The organism is Streptomyces sp. NPDC047982 (genome assembly GCF_043204165.1).
Lineage (GTDB): Bacteria > Actinomycetota > Actinomycetes > Streptomycetales > Streptomycetaceae > Streptomyces.
In genome coordinates this window covers 96363-110480 of sequence record NZ_JBIDBS010000017.1, presented here as the reverse complement: position 1 = coordinate 110480, position 14118 = coordinate 96363, and the positions used below count along the sequence as shown (strand labels likewise).

The following is a 14118-nucleotide window of genomic DNA, read 5'->3' as shown; positions in this document are numbered from 1 at the left end:
AATGCGCCGAGGAAGCAGGGGCGCAGGACCGTTCACGGAGGTGAGACCGGCGCGGCGACTGAGGGCTCGGCCGCAGGTGCAGGGGGTGCGGGAGCATCCCTTCCGGCCAGACCGACGCTGCCTCGGCAGGGGCTGCAACCTCGGCTGGCGGTCGGCCGGGGCGTACTGCGGCCCCCCCCCAACCTCTTGAGGGGGCGGGCGGTTGTGGTCGGAATATGGGGCCGCCCCGCCGCCCGAAGAATCCGGGAGACGGGACGGGTGGTGGGTGGTGGGGCCTGGAGCTATTTCGGGGCGTGGTGGGCCAGCCATGTCGGCGCGGCATGTCGTTCGGGGGTGTCTGGGAAGGCGAGATAGAACTCCAGAACCGCCAGGTGGTAGGCAGCAGGAGAGCCGAGCGGAAAGACACTGCGTCGCAATGCTCCGCCGGCTGCAACCCCGGTGATCCGGTCTTCGGCCAGCGTGTATGAGGCGGTGAGTGCCACTTCGATGCGTTCGCCAGCCGCGTGCAGCACGGGGCAGACTTGCAGGGCCGTAGGCCGCACAGACCTGGTGGAGTGGGGGTTCCAGGTAGTACTGAGCGTTGACCTCGCCGATAAACGCCAACTGTGCTGAGGGCGCGATTGTTTCAGTGCACAGTCCGCACTGCCGCTGGAGCATGAACTGCCGCTGCCGGACGGGGCACTGTTCACCGAACCTCGGTGTGCCGCGACCCGGCGTACACGGGCAGGTGACATGTCCTCCGAGTTCAGGGTCGCGGTCTACGAGGATCGATCCGTCGTCGTCGGGTTCGTACCAGGCGACGTTCGCGGGGACGGGACGTCCGACACTGTTGCGGGGCAGGCGAGCAACAGAGGCCGGTATGTGGACATTTCGCCATGAGGAGCTCATCGGTTACTCCGGAGAGGGGGATGGATGCGGATAAGCGCCGAAGACGGCACGGGCGAAAGCGGTCGCGCGCAGCGCACGAATACGTGCAGGGGCGGCCGGGAAGAGTCACGCCCGAATGACGGGGCGCTGTGGTCACCGCTCGTCGGGGGTGCTTATCCGTACCGTGGCGTGGTGGTCGGCAAGGCAAGCAAGTAGCGGGTCTAGGCGGGACACGGTACGGTCCCAGCGCCCGCGCGTCCGGCGGGGGCACGGAGTTGCCGGCACGACCGCACGAGGAAGTGTGGTGCGGGATGTCCCTTTCGACTCCACCGACACTGCCCCAGACAGGACCAAGCTCCGAAACCCCGTACCGACCACCGACGGGGGGTGTATGACGGGGCGGGGTGAACACGAAAGGCCCACCCCGGGGAGGGGATGGGCCTCGAACCAGCGCAGACAGCGGCCGTCAGCGCTCGCGAATCGTCGCGGTATCGGCGGCGGTCAGGATGTGCCGTGGGCGCGGCACGGGCCAGCCGGGCGGCGGCCGGCACACGCCAAGCGGGCCGACGACGGGGACGGCCCGCCTGATCGGGCGGGCCGTCCGGTAGTAATGCGGGCCAGGGGCCCTCGGCGGCCCGCAGTCAGGGCAGGCACACGTGTTACTCAGTGATTGTGCGAAGTGCCAATCTCGGGCTCATCGTCCTTGGTGGTCAGGGACTTCGCCCACGCGGCCAGTGCCTCGAAGTCGTCTGGCAGCAGACCAAGCCGGGGGTGCACGTGGTACAGCAATGCCGGCCCGTCGTGATGCCGGGCCACGTACGCGCGGTCCAGATCGGTGAGGTCGTCGTCGATCCAAGCGAAGGGGCGCCCCGCCGCGTACTCCACGATGGTCCGGGTCTTCCAGAAGACTGTGGGTTCCGGCTTCCAGTACGGGCTGGGCGCCGTCCTCTCGTCGTCTGGCCAGGTGATGACCGGCAGGTCGGGCAGTCCGAGGGGCGGGCTGATCCACTCGTTGGCCTCGTGCGCCCAAGTCGTGGCCCAGACAAGATCGAACGGCAGGGCCAGGAGTTGGGGACCGTGTTCCGGATTGAGCCAGACCCGCAGCGGTTTCTGCCGGGGGTGCTTCCAGCCGGTCGGGCGCATTCGGTGGGTCACGTATCCCTCCGGCCTCTTAGACGGCTTCGCGGCCCAGGGGTTCAACGGCCCGTCGACATCGATCAGTAGCAGCGGTCTGCCGTTCATAGGTGGGTTGCTCCTTTAGTGCTGGGTGGAATATAGCGGCGCCGGTTGTGGTGATCAGAGGTGAGCTGCGCAGGCCGCCGGACTCTGCGCCTGTGCGGGCGGTGACGGGAACGACGCGCGCCAGAGACCCCAGGGCCGAGGGATGGGTGCGCCATGGAAGTCTGGGGTGCCGGGCCACCCCAGGGGGTAGGGAGCGGCCCGGCGACCGGGGGGCTCGACCGCAGGTGGAGGGGGGCGCGGAAGTAGTCCCATCCGGCACCACCGACACTGCCCAGGAAGGACCAAGCCCCGCAACCCCGAACCGGCTGGCGGCGGGGCTGCGGGACGAAGCAGCAGGGTTGGGGCGGGGTGAAGCAACAGGCCCCCCCAGGGGGTGGGCCTCTAGCCGGTACAGGTGACGGGTCAGCGCTCGCGGATCGTCGCGGTCTCAGCGGCGGTCAGGGTGTACGCGGGCAGCGTTGCCCGGCCTTCGGTCATCGCCCGGTACATGCGGTGGACACCGTCGATCAGCAGGATGGCCGGACCGCTGTCGAACCCCAGGGTGGCGATGATGACCGGCTCGTTGAGGTCGGTCTGCAGGGCGTGTTCGGCGTTGAAGGCGGATTGGTCCGGGCCGAAGACCGGGCACCAGGGCGCGCCGTCGTAGTCCGGGGTGAGCCGGTGCAGGTGGTAGTGGGCGGACCAGTCGGCGACGGTGGTGGGCTCGGTGTCGCGGGGGTGTTCCTTCAGGAGGGTCTGGGCCTTGTCGATGTTGAACAGCCATTTCCCGTAAAGGAACAGCTGGGTGGTTGGAGCAGCGATCACGGGTGGACCTCCATAGTCGGCTGGATCGTGGAAACCCCGCGAGAGGGGGTGGGCCGGTGGCGTACGCCTGCGGCGGTGGAGAGGTTTACGAATAGGCGGGCAAGGCCCGCAAGGCGCCCTTTTGCGGCGCCAGCTTCCGGAAGCGGGCGAGGCGCTGACGGTCCAGCGTGAGCAGATCGACGAGCTGACCGGGCGTGAGGGTTACGCGATGCGGACCATGCGGTCTTCGGCGTCCTCATCTGGGTCGGAGCGGAAGCCGTGCCGGGCGTACCAGGCAGCCAGTGCCTCGGTCGGCAGGCCACCGGCGTCCTTGGGCCACTCCTGTAGGTCCATCGTCATGGCACAACAGCCAAGTGCGATGTCCGAGCCAGAGTTCTCGTGGATCACACTGTTCAGCAAGCGGGAGGCCAGGCCGCAGCCGCGGTAGTCAGGGTGCACGGCGATATCCGTGATCCATAGCTCGTAGCCGCGGTCGACGATGTCCACGAACGCGATCAGCAGGTCGCCGTCGTGGAGCAGTAGCCAGGATTCGTTGGCGTCGTCGTCAGCCCTGCGGGTGAGGGGGTAGGTGTCCGGCGTGGGCGCAGTGTTCATGGGGGTGTCCTGGTGATGGGAGCGTGGGGAAGGAGCCGGGGTGCGGCGTGCTGAGCGGGCCAGGTCCGGTGCGGCCCGTGGGTGGTGAGCGCACCGTGGAGCGGAGGCCGGTTAGTCGCGCAAACAGCAGGTCGGGGCCGGGTACCTGGCACGGGCATGGCGAGGGCCCGCCCCCATGAGTCGGGGACGGGCCGTCGGCGAGGTGAAGGGTGGGGCAAGCAGCGCGGGAGGGTTCAGAGGCGGCAGACGGCCTGGACGTTCCAGCGGGTGCCGATCACGGTTCACTCAGGGGCGGTGGCGGGGTGGGGGCTCGTCTGGGTGGGAGCTGCGGGGCGTAGGTCCGCGAGCAGGGGCGCGCCGTTGGTGCCGTCCTCGTGCTCGATGCGGGCGACAACGTCGTGGTCGGCGACGAAGACGTCGGCCAGTCGTCCCCGGCCGCCGGGTACGGTCCGGGGGCCGTCGGGGAAGGTCACTGTGCGGGCGTCGTACTCCACCAGGTCCCCCAGGCAGTGGCCGGAGGCCTGGGCGGCGGCCCGGACGGCGGATGCGCTGTCCTCGGCCACTTGCCAGGTACTGGCGTCGGTGCGCACCAGCCAGTGGCCGGGTTCGGCCAGCAGGTCGCCTTGAGAGGTGCGGATGAGCAGGGTGGTGGTGGCGCCCATGCCGGAAGGGTGGCGGAAGTCGACGCCGTCCCGCATGAGGGTGCCGATGACCCGGCCGGTGGCTGCGAGGTCGCCGGGCTGCCATTGGAAGATGGGGCGACTACTGGTCATGTGATTCTGCTCCTTGCTGAGTTGAGGGAATCGCGCCGCGCGGTGACGAGGTGGCACAGGCCCGACAGTTGCCGGTCGGGCCCAGCACGCCGCAGAGGGCTCGTGCGGGGCGTGATCCGGCTGAAGGCGCATTCGTCGAGCACGGCTCGGCTGGGGCGCTCGCCAGATGGGGCGAGTCGCGTTCTCGGTGCCCTTCACACTGGCCCGGGGGCATCCAAGCCGCGCAACCCGGGGCCTCGGCACGGTGCCGCCGGCGTAACGACAGGACGGCCCGCCCCCGGGCTGTGCCAGGGGGCGGGCCGTCGGACGCGCGGAGCGCGGTTCAGGACACTGGGCGTTTGCGCGCGGACTTGGCCCTACGCAGGGTCCAGACCGCGTCGTCAGTGTCGCCCCGATCCACGAGATCGGTCAGCGAGTCACGGTAGATGATGCTGCGGGTCCGTTTCCCGTTGGCCAGGCGGAGTCCGTCCTCGGCAATCTCGACGCTCCAGCCTTCGGCCTCCAACCGTCTGATCGCTTCGGGCACCAGCAGGCACACGCCGTCCACGGTCACGACCTTCCGGCATCGCTGTCACGTGCTTCCTCGGCGTGGACCTCCAACGCGCCACCGAGGAGACGCAGCGGATCGTCCGAGACATGCCACTGCGCCAGGAACAACAAGGCGGTCGCAGCGTCACGGGCACGGAGCTGGGCCATGTCGGGGGCCGGGTGGGGAGTGAATGCGTCGCGATCGGCGAGCAGGAGCAGCAGCAGTCGCCCGGCTCCGTGTCCCGGGGCGTCCTGGTCCAGGAGGTGGGCCAGGCTGGTGAGGCCGTCACGGATGGCTGCGGCGACGGCTGGGGAGTTGCCCAGATCGCTGCTGTCGAGCAGCCCGCTGGTCAGCAGGGCGGCTTGCACGGCGTCGGCGCGATGTGCCTCGTCCTGGGGCAGTGGCCGGGGCAGGGCCTCGATCAGCCTCCGGGCGGTCGCGCGGAAGTCGGTGGGAGGATTTCGCATCGTCGGGTATGTCCTGTCAGTCCGGTACGGGAGGGCGTTCACCTCTCCCCCGCCCCCGGTGGGGGCGGCGGTCCGTACCGTGCTGCGGCGGCCGGCAAGTCCCGCAAGCCGGTGAATGGACGCGGGCGGCGCCGCATCTGTCGCGGGGCGGTCCGCCCGGTGGCGAGTCAGGCGCGGACGGAGGAACGGTGAGAGGGCGGCTCGCTAGTCGTCGTTTGAGGGCTGGTTCTCTCGCGCCTTCTGCGTCTGGATCTCCGCACGAATCGCTGGATAGAGATCCGTGCTGGGCGCCCCTGCGATGCGGTTGAACGCCCACGTCAGAGCCTCGTCTGTGGGATCTTCGCCGGGATGGTCAGCACGCCATTTGGCGGCGAGCTTCTGCACACGTGCCGTCCGGGCGCTCGGCCACTGGACCCGACCCTCGAGTGCTTCACGGACCAGTGCCTGCCCCAGGGGGATCGACTCCAGTGCCTGCCAGCCGAGCTCGTCTACGACGAAGCGCAGCGTCACATCGTGGCTCCACTCGATGCCGTACGGGTCGATGTGCCAACTGGTGTCGGCGATGAGAACCGGGTCGCAGGCGTAGAGGGTTCGCCGAGCAACTTCGATGTCGATCGCCAGGCCTCGGGGTGCGTCAGTTGCTGAGGAAGGCGTCCGGGTGCTGTCCTCTGTGCTCTCTGAAGGGCGGGCCTGCTCGGCAGGGTTCATGCTGCTCTCCTTGAAATCGCCGCAGTGGCGGTCAGCGGCCTCGCTGGTGGCGTCCACCGCAGCAGCGCATGGCTGGGCCCTGCTCGGGGGCGGGAGTTGGTTGCTGCCGGCGGCAGCGCCGGGGGGCGGGTCAGATGAGGAGCGCGGCCGTGTGCGGCCCGATGGCCGGGGTTCGGGCTCGCCGCACGTGGAGGATCGGTGCGGGAGCGTCCTTCCGCCGACAGCACCGACACTGCCCCAGGCCGGGCCAAGCCGCACAACCTCGATCGAAGACGTCGCTGCGGGGCGGTGGGGGGCGAGCGGACGCGAAGGGCCCACCCCGGGCGGGGTGGGCCTCGTACACGTGGACGGGGTGGGTGGTCAGTTGGCGGGTTCGCCGGTCTGCCCAGGGCTGTCGTCCAGGTCGACGCTCAGGTCGGCGCCTTCCTCAGGCCGTAGGAGTTCGGCGAGTGCACCGAGCACAGCGCACAGCGCGTCGTCATCGAGGTCGACGAGCGTGGAAGTGCAGTTGTTTGTCGTGCAGCGTCACGTCGTGGACGCGGTAGTCGGCGTGCCCCATGCCGAACTTGGAGTCGCGGGCGTCGAAGACTGCTCGCGTCCAGCGGGGCCCGTCGGCCGACGTGAGTAGCCGGACCCGGCGGACGACTGCAGCGCGTAGGGCGGCCTCCTCGGCGTCGGCGGCGGTCTCACGCAGTTCAGTCAGCATGGCAGGGGCCATGGTGTCCAGCAGGGCCCGCAGGGCGGCCTTGCGGACCCGTGTACGGGCCCGGTCAGCGGCAGCCTGGGCGCAGCACTACGCGCGCCAGCACACGCACCGGTGGCAGTCGAGGCAAGTCTGGGCCTGGTCGCAGCCGCACCGGCAGTGGAAGGGGCGGCAATAGGCGGCGTGTTCCGTCTTGGTGGTAGAGGGGACGGCGGCCAGGGAGCGGGTGAGCTCGGTGATGTCGCGGTCTTCTTCCACGAGGTTGGCGGCCAGGGTTTGGCCGTCGTCGCGGAGCATCGCGGCGAGCCGGTCGCAGGTCTGTCGGTGGACCACGAGGGCGTACGCCTCGACCTGGGCGCCGATGAGCAGTGGGAAGGAATCCGAGTCGTCGGGGGTGGTCATGGTCGTCTCCGGTCGGGGGTCGGTGGTCATGGCGATGCGGGGTTGGGGAGGGCGGGCTCCTGGTCGTAGACGGCGCCGAGGGCGGCGGGCGGGTAGAGCCAGGTGCCGTGATCGGGGTAGGTGACGCGAGCGTTGAAGGCGGGGGTCCAGGTCGCTCCGCCGTCGTCGCTGCGCATGGTGGGGCCGAGGTAGGTTGCCGTGTGCCCGGAGGGGTCGGTGACCGTGTCGCCCGGCTTGATCTCCTCTCCGGTGGCCGCGTGGCGCAAGCGGCGGATGGGCTCGTCGGATCGGTGGAGTTCTGCGCGGAGCGGGCTGCGCGTCATGGTGTAGGGCAGGGCGTCGGCGGCGGCGCGGCGGCGCCCGTAGTCGGTCAGAGCGGTGCGCCCATCAGCCGTGATGGCGATACGGTCGCCGTCGCGCGTCAGCCAGCCTGCGGTGAACAGCTCAGGCGGGGGTGGAGCGAGGTAGCCGGTGTGCGGTCCGGAGCGGTCTTCGCAGTAGCGCGGGGCGCCGTACTCGGTCACCAGGGTCAGGGCTCCGCGGCCGGCTGCCTCGAGGTAGCGGGCGTCACGGTCACAGGCCGGCCGCGGGAACGGGTGCGCGGGTGGTGTGGGTGGGTTCGTCGGCAGCATCAAAGCTCCTCATGCGGGGCGGGTTTGGGGGCGCGGCAGGTGCCATGACCCTTCACGGCCGCGTCCCGCCGCGCTTGGCGGCGGGACGCCGGTCCGGACATCTGTCAGGCGAGGGAGGCGGCAGCCAGGACCAGCGAGTTCAGGGCGGCGAGCAGGTGGGCGTCGCCGTGGCCGTGGGCGGCCTTCAGTCCGTGGGCGCGGGCGTTTGCCAGGTGCGCCAGGCCGCGGATGCTGTCGTCGTCGTCCAGGTCGCCGTACTTCGCTTCCGCCGTCCCCATCACGTTCGCGATGGCGTCGGACAGGTCGGCGGCGCAGCGCATCTCCCACCGTTCAGGGAGCTGCACGATGGTCCCGAACGTGTCGGGCGCCCACGTGGCGAGCTGTACGCGGATGGTCTCGATCAGCGCCCTCTCGTTGATGGTGCGCCGGTTGCCGCCGAACGGGTCCAGCTCGAACTGTCCCTCGTAGCCGTCCTTCAGGTGGGCGCGGGCGGCGATGAGCGAGTACAGGGCTCCCAGAAGGTAGGCGTCACGGTGCCCGTGTGCGGCGTGCAGGCTGTCGGCGTGGGCGTGGCACAGGTGCGCGATGCCCCACGGTTCGGCGTCGCCATCCGTCTCCACGCCGTAGACGTTGACGTGTTCGGTGATCTCACCGAGGAGCTGGGCGGTGCTGTCGGCGGGCCCGGCTGTGACCATCTCGGGGGTGGGGACCGTGATCCCGAACTCGGCGGCCACCCAGGTGCAAAGTTGCACGCGGATCGCTTCGGCCAGCGCCCCCGTGTCCAGGACCGGCTTCGGGTGCGGGTAAGTACTCATACCGGCGGCAATTCCGGCGGCGGTGTAGGTGCTGGCGGTCTCGGTCATCACATCGTCTCCCTTGCTCGGGTTGTCACTACAGGTGGGAAGGACGTGAGGTGCTGTGCGGCCTCGGTCCATCGGTGGAGGGGCGGGGTGCCCTCCTGGCAGGACGGACACTCCCCTGGGTAGGGGTAAGTCCCGCAACCCCGGTTGAGGGTGTCGAAGTGAGAGACACGCCGGGCCGGCGGAGGGCGAACGCGAGAGGCCCACCCCGGGCGGGGTGGGCCTCTCGAGAGCGAAGTGGTGTGGTCAGTTGGCGGATTTGCCGGTCGGCTCGGGACTGTGGCCGTGGCGGTCGCCCCGGTAGATGTCGCCCTCGATGTAGGTGATCATCGATCCGTCGGGGGCGCGCATCGTGTAGTAAATCGAGGACTCCGCCCAGGCGGTGGTCCAGCCTGCGGTGTGCAGGGCGGCGCTGACGGTCTCGTCTCCCCCGGACCCGCCGAAGAACCCGGGCGCGGTCCCGCTCTCGGAGGCCAGGATGCGCAGGACGTCGTCCGCGTTCTTGGCGGCTCGAAGTTCCTTGAGCTGCTCAGCGATCACTGCCCAGAAGGTGTCGAGCATGATGTGCGTCTCCTTGTTCATGTGGTGGTCGCGGAGCCGCGGCACCCTCCTCGTCAGCTCCGGCCTGGAGGGAGGAGGGGGAGGCGTAGCGGTCCGGCGGTGGCTGGTGGCCTACGTCTGTGGCAGTTGGAGGTTCCCGAGTGAGCGGCCAAGGGGCGCAACCCGCATGCCAGCCGCCGGGGACCGCGGTCTGTGGTTACGGGGTCCCCTCAGCGTGGCTGCCCGGCCGCAGGCTCGGGGCTCGGGTAGCGGCACGCTGTAAAGCACCGGCAACTGCGGGGGCCCTGCGCCGACACGGCGGACAGTGAGAGGCGGACAGCCTGATACCGCGAGTGCGGAGCCGGGGGCGGGTCGGTGTCGGTGCAGAGGGGGCCGTACTTCGTCAGGCGGGCAGGCTGCGACTGCTGCGGACGAGCGGTGCGTCCGCGTCCCCGCGCGGGCCGGGATTACGGGCGACGGCGGGCCGCCCTCGGCGGCCTGCGCAGACACGGGGGCGACCGGAGGCGGTGGCGGGAAGATGGGGATCAGGCAGTCATGTGCAATCGGTCGTCCCAGCAGCAGGCATTCCCCACCCTTCCGTTGTCGTGCCGATGCGCGGTGGCCAGAAGGATCTCCTTCCGGCAGAACTTGCAGGTCTCCAGCTCGACGTCGACACCGTGCTTTTCGAGCACCAGGGCGATCTGTGCGTCGGTGGGATACCCGTCAAACGATTCGTCTTCGGTGAGGATCTGGCCGTCACGGCGGCGCACCAGATCGTAGGAACGGCCGTCGATGCCGTTCCAGAGCAGTTCCTGGACGAGGTACTGCTCTCCGTCCACCTCGAAGGGGTCATGGTCGATTTCACGGACAACCACGCTTCCGGGCTTTGAGGTGTTCCCCATAGTGGCCAACTTCCGTTTCGGGTTCTGTTGCTCTTGCGGTTGTCCCGCTCAGTGCTTGCGGTCGGACACTGCTCTGGGTGGGACCAAGCCGCGCAATTTCCTGGGAAGTACCGGTGCGGAGCGCGGGCCGGGGTGCCAAGCGCAGAGGGCCTGATAGCCGGCCAAGGCCGGCTGCCTCCTGGCCAGGGGGTTGGCACGAGCCGGAGCATCGGTGGCGAGCCGGTGGAAGAAGCCGCCGGTGAGAGAGGTAGCACGAGCGGGCCGGGACGCGGCGTCGCTGCTTCTCGTCGGCAGGCGAGTCAGGTCCGTGCGGGCCGTTATGGAACAACACGACAGGCCCGTCCCGCCAGCAGAGGGCGGGACGGGCCTGTCGTGTTGTCACCCGCGTGAATCGGCGTTCTTGCTGTGGGATGCCTCGGCTTCGTCCATCGATGTCCGGTAGAGGCGAGTGGCGAGGTCAGCAGCCTCACTCGTGGTGCGATGCGCGGCGGGCACGCTGCCGCCGCCGGGCAGATGGGCGTAGACGCTCGCCAGGTCAAGCCTGCGCTGCCACGGACCTTGACGGGTGCTGACGGACTGCACGCGGTGGGCGGGGCAGACGGTGGTCACGTTGCGGAGGAAGAACCCGCTCCACACGGTGAAGTATCCGCTGCTGAGGTGATAGCCGAGGGCTTTGTGGAACGGCGTGGCTTTGCGGGCAGCGGGTGGGACGGGAAGGGGGTCGTTCAAGTGGGATACGGCATCCGGACCGAGAAGGTGCATGATCATCTTCTCTGCGACAGTGCGGGGGCAGACAGGAATCAGAATTCCAGGCTTGGCTGCCCCGGCTACGGCTGCCCGCACCTCGACCCAGTCGAATCGGCGCCACAGGAGGGGCTGGTGAAGTGCGATGAAGGTGATTCGGGAGTCCCGGTAGGTGTACTGCTGGGCGTCGAACATGCCGTAGTCGGTGCGGTAGGCGCCGTCGGCGGTGCGGGTGACGGACCAGCCGCTGTAGACGAAGAGCCTCTTGCCCGTCAGTCTCCAGATTCTGGGTGCGAACGCAATCAGGGTCGAGAGCGTCAGCAGTTCGCCGGAAAGGACGTAAGGAAGGACGGCTACCGCAACGACGGCGAGCGACCAGAGATTCGTGCTGAGGTCGAGGAGTAGAGCCAGGACCAGGTCCTTGGTCTTGACCTGGTGAAGCCGGTCTTCAACTGTGTCCTCGGCAAGGATGCGGGCCTTGAGGACGCGCGCCTGGTTGAGCGTGAGGTAGGAGAGCGTCATCGTCGTGCCCGGCATGACGACGCGCAGGGTGCAGACGCCAATGAGACGGCCCAGGAAGGGGCGCAGGATGTCGACGCTCTGGACGTGGTCGAGTTCGCAGTGGCGGTGGACCTTGAAGAGCAGGCCGCTGCGGTACCCGAGGACACTTCCGTCAAGGATGTAGTGGCTGTGCCGCCAAGCAGCGGTGAACAGCCCGACGGTACCCGAGACGATCAGCACAGCGGCAGCACAGACTGCCCACAGGGGCAGGGTGATGGTGTCCGCGCCGCCTTCGGGGGCGGGGCGGAAACTGATGAGGTCGCGCTGTTGGTAGGCAAGAGTCGCGAGTGCGGCAAGGACGGCCCAGCTCCGCCGCAGCGGAGTAACCGGGTGGAGCCGGCCTTCGATGGCGGGCTGGCTCATACCGGCAGCCTCCGCTCCCGCGCCAGCTCGGTGAGCTGGTCGCGCAGGCGCTGTGCTGTCTGCGGGTCGACGTCGGTGATGGCATCGCTTCCAGCGGCCGTCTTGATCGTCACCGTGGCCAGTTCATAGCGGCGTTGGATGGGACCGCTGACGACGTTCACCTCCTGGATCCGTGCGTATGCCAGGACGGTGAGTCTGCGCTTGAGCAGCCCGGTGCGGAGGTAGAGCTCTTCCGCTCCCAGGTGGTATCCGCGGAAGTGCCAGGCGACCTTGATGCGGTTGAAGCGCCAGGCGTAGAGGCCCATGGGCAGGAGAGCAAGGGTCGTCATGGCCGGGTGCCACCAGTTCAGCATCTCGTGCCAGTCGCGCGTCCGGGTGAGGATGAGATGGACGAGGGTGGTGATCAGCATGGCCAGTGTTCCGAGCAGGGCGGTCATGCCCAGCATGTTGAGCGCGGCCGCGATGCGGTTGACGCGGACGGCGCGCTCCGGGTGGCGGGTCATCGTCACCCCGTCCAAGGTGAATGGCGGTTCCGGTCTGATGTAGCGAGGCATTTCTGTAGACCTGGTTTCTTTGTTATTGGGTTGGTTTCAATGGGTTTGGCCTGGTGGTGGCACCGTGGCGGATGAGTTGGTTAGCGCCGCAAGCCCGGCGGCCGCGGGAGCCGGTCCTCGGCGGGGTGGCAGCCGGACCTGGGGTTGCCTGGCGCGTTCGCGATGAGGCCCGGGGCCCGTGTGCGATGCAGGTGGCTGGCCGGGGGGCGGTGCAGTGGCTCGACCGCAGGCCAAAGGGCTCGGGAGTGTCCTTCCGGCAGCACCGACACTGCTCCCGCTGGGGGCAAGCAGCGCAACCTCCGGGACGGTGCCGGGATCGGGTAAGGGTGTCCGGTCGCAGGGCCGCGGAGGCGCGCGCCGAAGGCGCCGATGTCGGAGGAGCGGCCCGGGCTCTGCAATTGCAGTACGCCCCCGCTTCACCTTCGGTCGCTGACCAGCGCGTTTGTCGGAATGCCGTCAGAGCGGCCACTGCGAGGCGTGCCGAGCGGCCTACGGTGATGCGCACGCCAGCGAGAGGGGAGTGACCTATGAATAGGCAGCCCGACTTGGCACTGAACGCCGGTGCAAGCACGGAGTTGGGGCAGGACAGGGCGCACAGCGCGCGAATGTATGACTACTTCCTCGGCGGGAAGACCAACTACGCCGTGGACCGCGCAGCAGCCGAGACCGTCCTGCGCTTGCTTCCTGCGGCCGGGACTGCGGCCCGCGTTACTGACTTCGGCGTATTAGGGTCTGTCCGGTCTATCGAGAGCGAGGCCCGTCCCGGCGAGGAATCCGCCGAGGATGCCGTGCCGGTACTGCAGCGCTTTGAGCCGCCTGCGGAGCAGAGTCTCCAGCTCGTTGAGGGTGCGGGCGGCCAGGTTGGCCAGGCTCCGCTTGATGTGCGCCCACAGGCCCTCGACCGGGTTGAGGTCGGGCGCATACCCGGGCAGCAGGACCACCGTCAGCCAGTCCCGCTCGGCAACGAGTGCCTTCATCGTCTTGGAGATGTGGGTGTTCAGCCGGTCCCACACCACGATCAGCGGGGCCTTGAGCAGTTGGTGGGCGCCATCCAACAGGCGTATGTAGTCCGCCTCGCCCAGCGAGCGACGCTCGCCCTTGCGGCCGGTATGCCGACGCAGCCGGTAGCACAGACGGGCGGGCAGGCCCGGCCGGAAGCACAGCAGACCGGCCACCGAGAGACGTCCCCGGCTACGGCCGGACACCTTGACCCTCGGGGTGATGCCGCGCCGGCCCCAGGTGCGGCCCTTGGGCGGCCGGCCGGTCACGCCCGCTTCGTCCTCGAAGCAGATGAACGCGCCGGTCGTCGCCCGGAGGGTTTTACCTCCTGCCAGGTCGCCTCCCGCCATGCGTTGATCGCGTCCTCGTCGCGTTCGGCGGCGGGCCGGGCGGGCATCTGCACGCTGTAGCCCATGCGGTGCAGCAGCCGAGTGACCCCGGAGACGCTGTAGGAGAGGTGGAACTTCCGCCCGATCAGCGTGCGTACCCGCGCGGCGGTCCACACCTGGTCGTCCGCCCAGCCGTGCGCGGCCGGCCCCTCATCAAGCCACATCGCGAGCTTGGTCTGCAGGTGCGGGCCGAGCCGACAGCCGTAGCCGCAGGGGCCTCTGGAACGCAGCGCCTCGCGTCCGCCCGTCCTCCAGGTGCGGCGCCACTGGTAGACCGACTTCTCACTCACCCGTAACTCCCGGGCGATGCACGGGACTTCCACGCCCTCATCGAAGAGGTCAACGGCCCGCATCCGTACCTCTTCCCGGCGCCTGCGCTGCTCGGCGGTCAGCCCGCCCCCGTCCGGATACCGCATGCCTCCGGCGTACCAGCCCGGACGGACCGCGTCACCCCTCCCGACACAAATCCAGACCCCGAAACGCCG

The 14118-nt window shown here is 69.2% G+C and carries 18 protein-coding genes and 1 pseudogene; 1 reads left to right on the top strand and 18 read right to left on the bottom strand.

Annotated elements, in window-relative coordinates; genetic code table 11:
• Positions 1 to 281: 281 nt before the first annotated feature.
• The 16 genes from ACGF2V_RS21450 to ACGF2V_RS21375 form a co-directional block, all read right to left on the bottom strand.
• Positions 282 to 512 (bottom strand): hypothetical protein, encoded by a 231-nt coding sequence (locus tag ACGF2V_RS21450; protein WP_362708477.1) that lies wholly within the window; start codon positions 510 to 512, stop codon positions 282 to 284.
• A gap of 1018 nt (positions 513 to 1530) precedes the next feature.
• Positions 1531 to 2109 (bottom strand): hypothetical protein, encoded by a 579-nt coding sequence (locus tag ACGF2V_RS21445; RefSeq protein ID WP_362708474.1) that lies wholly within the window; start codon positions 2107 to 2109, stop codon positions 1531 to 1533.
• Between the two features lie 402 nt (positions 2110 to 2511).
• Entirely contained in the window at positions 2512 to 2913 is a 402-nt protein-coding gene (locus ACGF2V_RS21440; RefSeq protein WP_362708472.1) for a hypothetical protein, read from the bottom strand.
• 201 nt (positions 2914 to 3114) lie between these two features.
• Positions 3115 to 3507, bottom strand: a complete 393-nt coding sequence (locus ACGF2V_RS21435; RefSeq protein WP_362708469.1) for a GNAT family N-acetyltransferase — start codon at positions 3505 to 3507, stop codon at positions 3115 to 3117.
• A 281-nt stretch (positions 3508 to 3788) separates the two neighbouring features.
• Positions 3789 to 4280 (bottom strand): hypothetical protein, encoded by a 492-nt coding sequence (locus ACGF2V_RS21430; RefSeq protein ID WP_362708466.1) that lies wholly within the window; start codon positions 4278 to 4280, stop codon positions 3789 to 3791.
• Between the two features lie 322 nt (positions 4281 to 4602).
• Positions 4603 to 4833, bottom strand: coding sequence for a hypothetical protein (locus ACGF2V_RS21425; protein ID WP_392912877.1), 231 nt, complete (start codon positions 4831 to 4833; stop codon positions 4603 to 4605).
• Entirely contained in the window at positions 4830 to 5276 is a 447-nt protein-coding gene (locus ACGF2V_RS21420) for a hypothetical protein (RefSeq protein WP_362708460.1), read from the bottom strand. The genes ACGF2V_RS21425 and ACGF2V_RS21420 overlap by 4 nt, the downstream gene beginning before the upstream one ends.
• Before the next feature lie 204 nt (positions 5277 to 5480).
• Complete coding sequence (locus tag ACGF2V_RS21415) at positions 5481 to 6041, bottom strand: hypothetical protein (protein WP_362708458.1); 561 nt, start codon at positions 6039 to 6041, stop codon at positions 5481 to 5483.
• Positions 6042 to 6462: 421 nt separating this feature from the next.
• Positions 6463 to 6690, bottom strand: coding sequence for a hypothetical protein (locus ACGF2V_RS21410; RefSeq protein WP_362708455.1), 228 nt, complete (start codon positions 6688 to 6690; stop codon positions 6463 to 6465).
• Positions 6691 to 6777: 87 nt separating this feature from the next.
• Positions 6778 to 7089 (bottom strand): hypothetical protein, encoded by a 312-nt coding sequence (locus tag ACGF2V_RS21405; protein ID WP_392912874.1) that lies wholly within the window; start codon positions 7087 to 7089, stop codon positions 6778 to 6780.
• Between the two features lie 26 nt (positions 7090 to 7115).
• Positions 7116 to 7721, bottom strand: a complete 606-nt coding sequence (locus tag ACGF2V_RS21400; RefSeq protein WP_362708450.1) for a hypothetical protein — start codon at positions 7719 to 7721, stop codon at positions 7116 to 7118.
• A 104-nt stretch (positions 7722 to 7825) separates the two neighbouring features.
• Positions 7826 to 8584, bottom strand: a complete 759-nt coding sequence (locus ACGF2V_RS21395; protein ID WP_362708448.1) for a hypothetical protein — start codon at positions 8582 to 8584, stop codon at positions 7826 to 7828.
• Positions 8585 to 8827: 243 nt separating this feature from the next.
• Complete coding sequence (locus ACGF2V_RS21390) at positions 8828 to 9142, bottom strand: hypothetical protein (protein WP_362708446.1); 315 nt, start codon at positions 9140 to 9142, stop codon at positions 8828 to 8830.
• Positions 9143 to 9666: 524 nt separating this feature from the next.
• Complete coding sequence (locus tag ACGF2V_RS21385; RefSeq protein ID WP_362708443.1) at positions 9667 to 10023, bottom strand: hypothetical protein; 357 nt, start codon at positions 10021 to 10023, stop codon at positions 9667 to 9669.
• A 378-nt stretch (positions 10024 to 10401) separates the two neighbouring features.
• Complete coding sequence (locus ACGF2V_RS21380) at positions 10402 to 11691, bottom strand: PH domain-containing protein (protein WP_362708441.1); 1290 nt, start codon at positions 11689 to 11691, stop codon at positions 10402 to 10404.
• Complete coding sequence (locus ACGF2V_RS21375) at positions 11688 to 12194, bottom strand: PH domain-containing protein (protein ID WP_362708684.1); 507 nt, start codon at positions 12192 to 12194, stop codon at positions 11688 to 11690. Before ACGF2V_RS21375 ends, ACGF2V_RS21380 begins: the two co-directional genes overlap by 4 nt.
• A 578-nt stretch (positions 12195 to 12772) precedes the next feature.
• On the opposite strand from ACGF2V_RS21375, the pseudogene ACGF2V_RS21370 reads away from it, so the two are divergent.
• Positions 12773 to 12940, top strand: a pseudogene (locus tag ACGF2V_RS21370) (SAM-dependent methyltransferase); the annotation flags it as partial.
• Positions 12941 to 12970: 30 nt separating this feature from the next.
• On the opposite strand, the gene ACGF2V_RS21365 reads toward ACGF2V_RS21370, so the two are convergent.
• Positions 12971 to 13594, bottom strand: a complete 624-nt coding sequence (locus tag ACGF2V_RS21365) for a transposase (protein WP_362708438.1) — start codon at positions 13592 to 13594, stop codon at positions 12971 to 12973.
• Positions 13510 to 14049, bottom strand: coding sequence for a winged helix-turn-helix domain-containing protein (locus ACGF2V_RS21360; protein ID WP_362708435.1), 540 nt, complete (start codon positions 14047 to 14049; stop codon positions 13510 to 13512). The genes ACGF2V_RS21365 and ACGF2V_RS21360 overlap by 85 nt, the downstream gene beginning before the upstream one ends.
• Between the last annotated feature and the right edge of the window lie 69 nt (positions 14050 to 14118).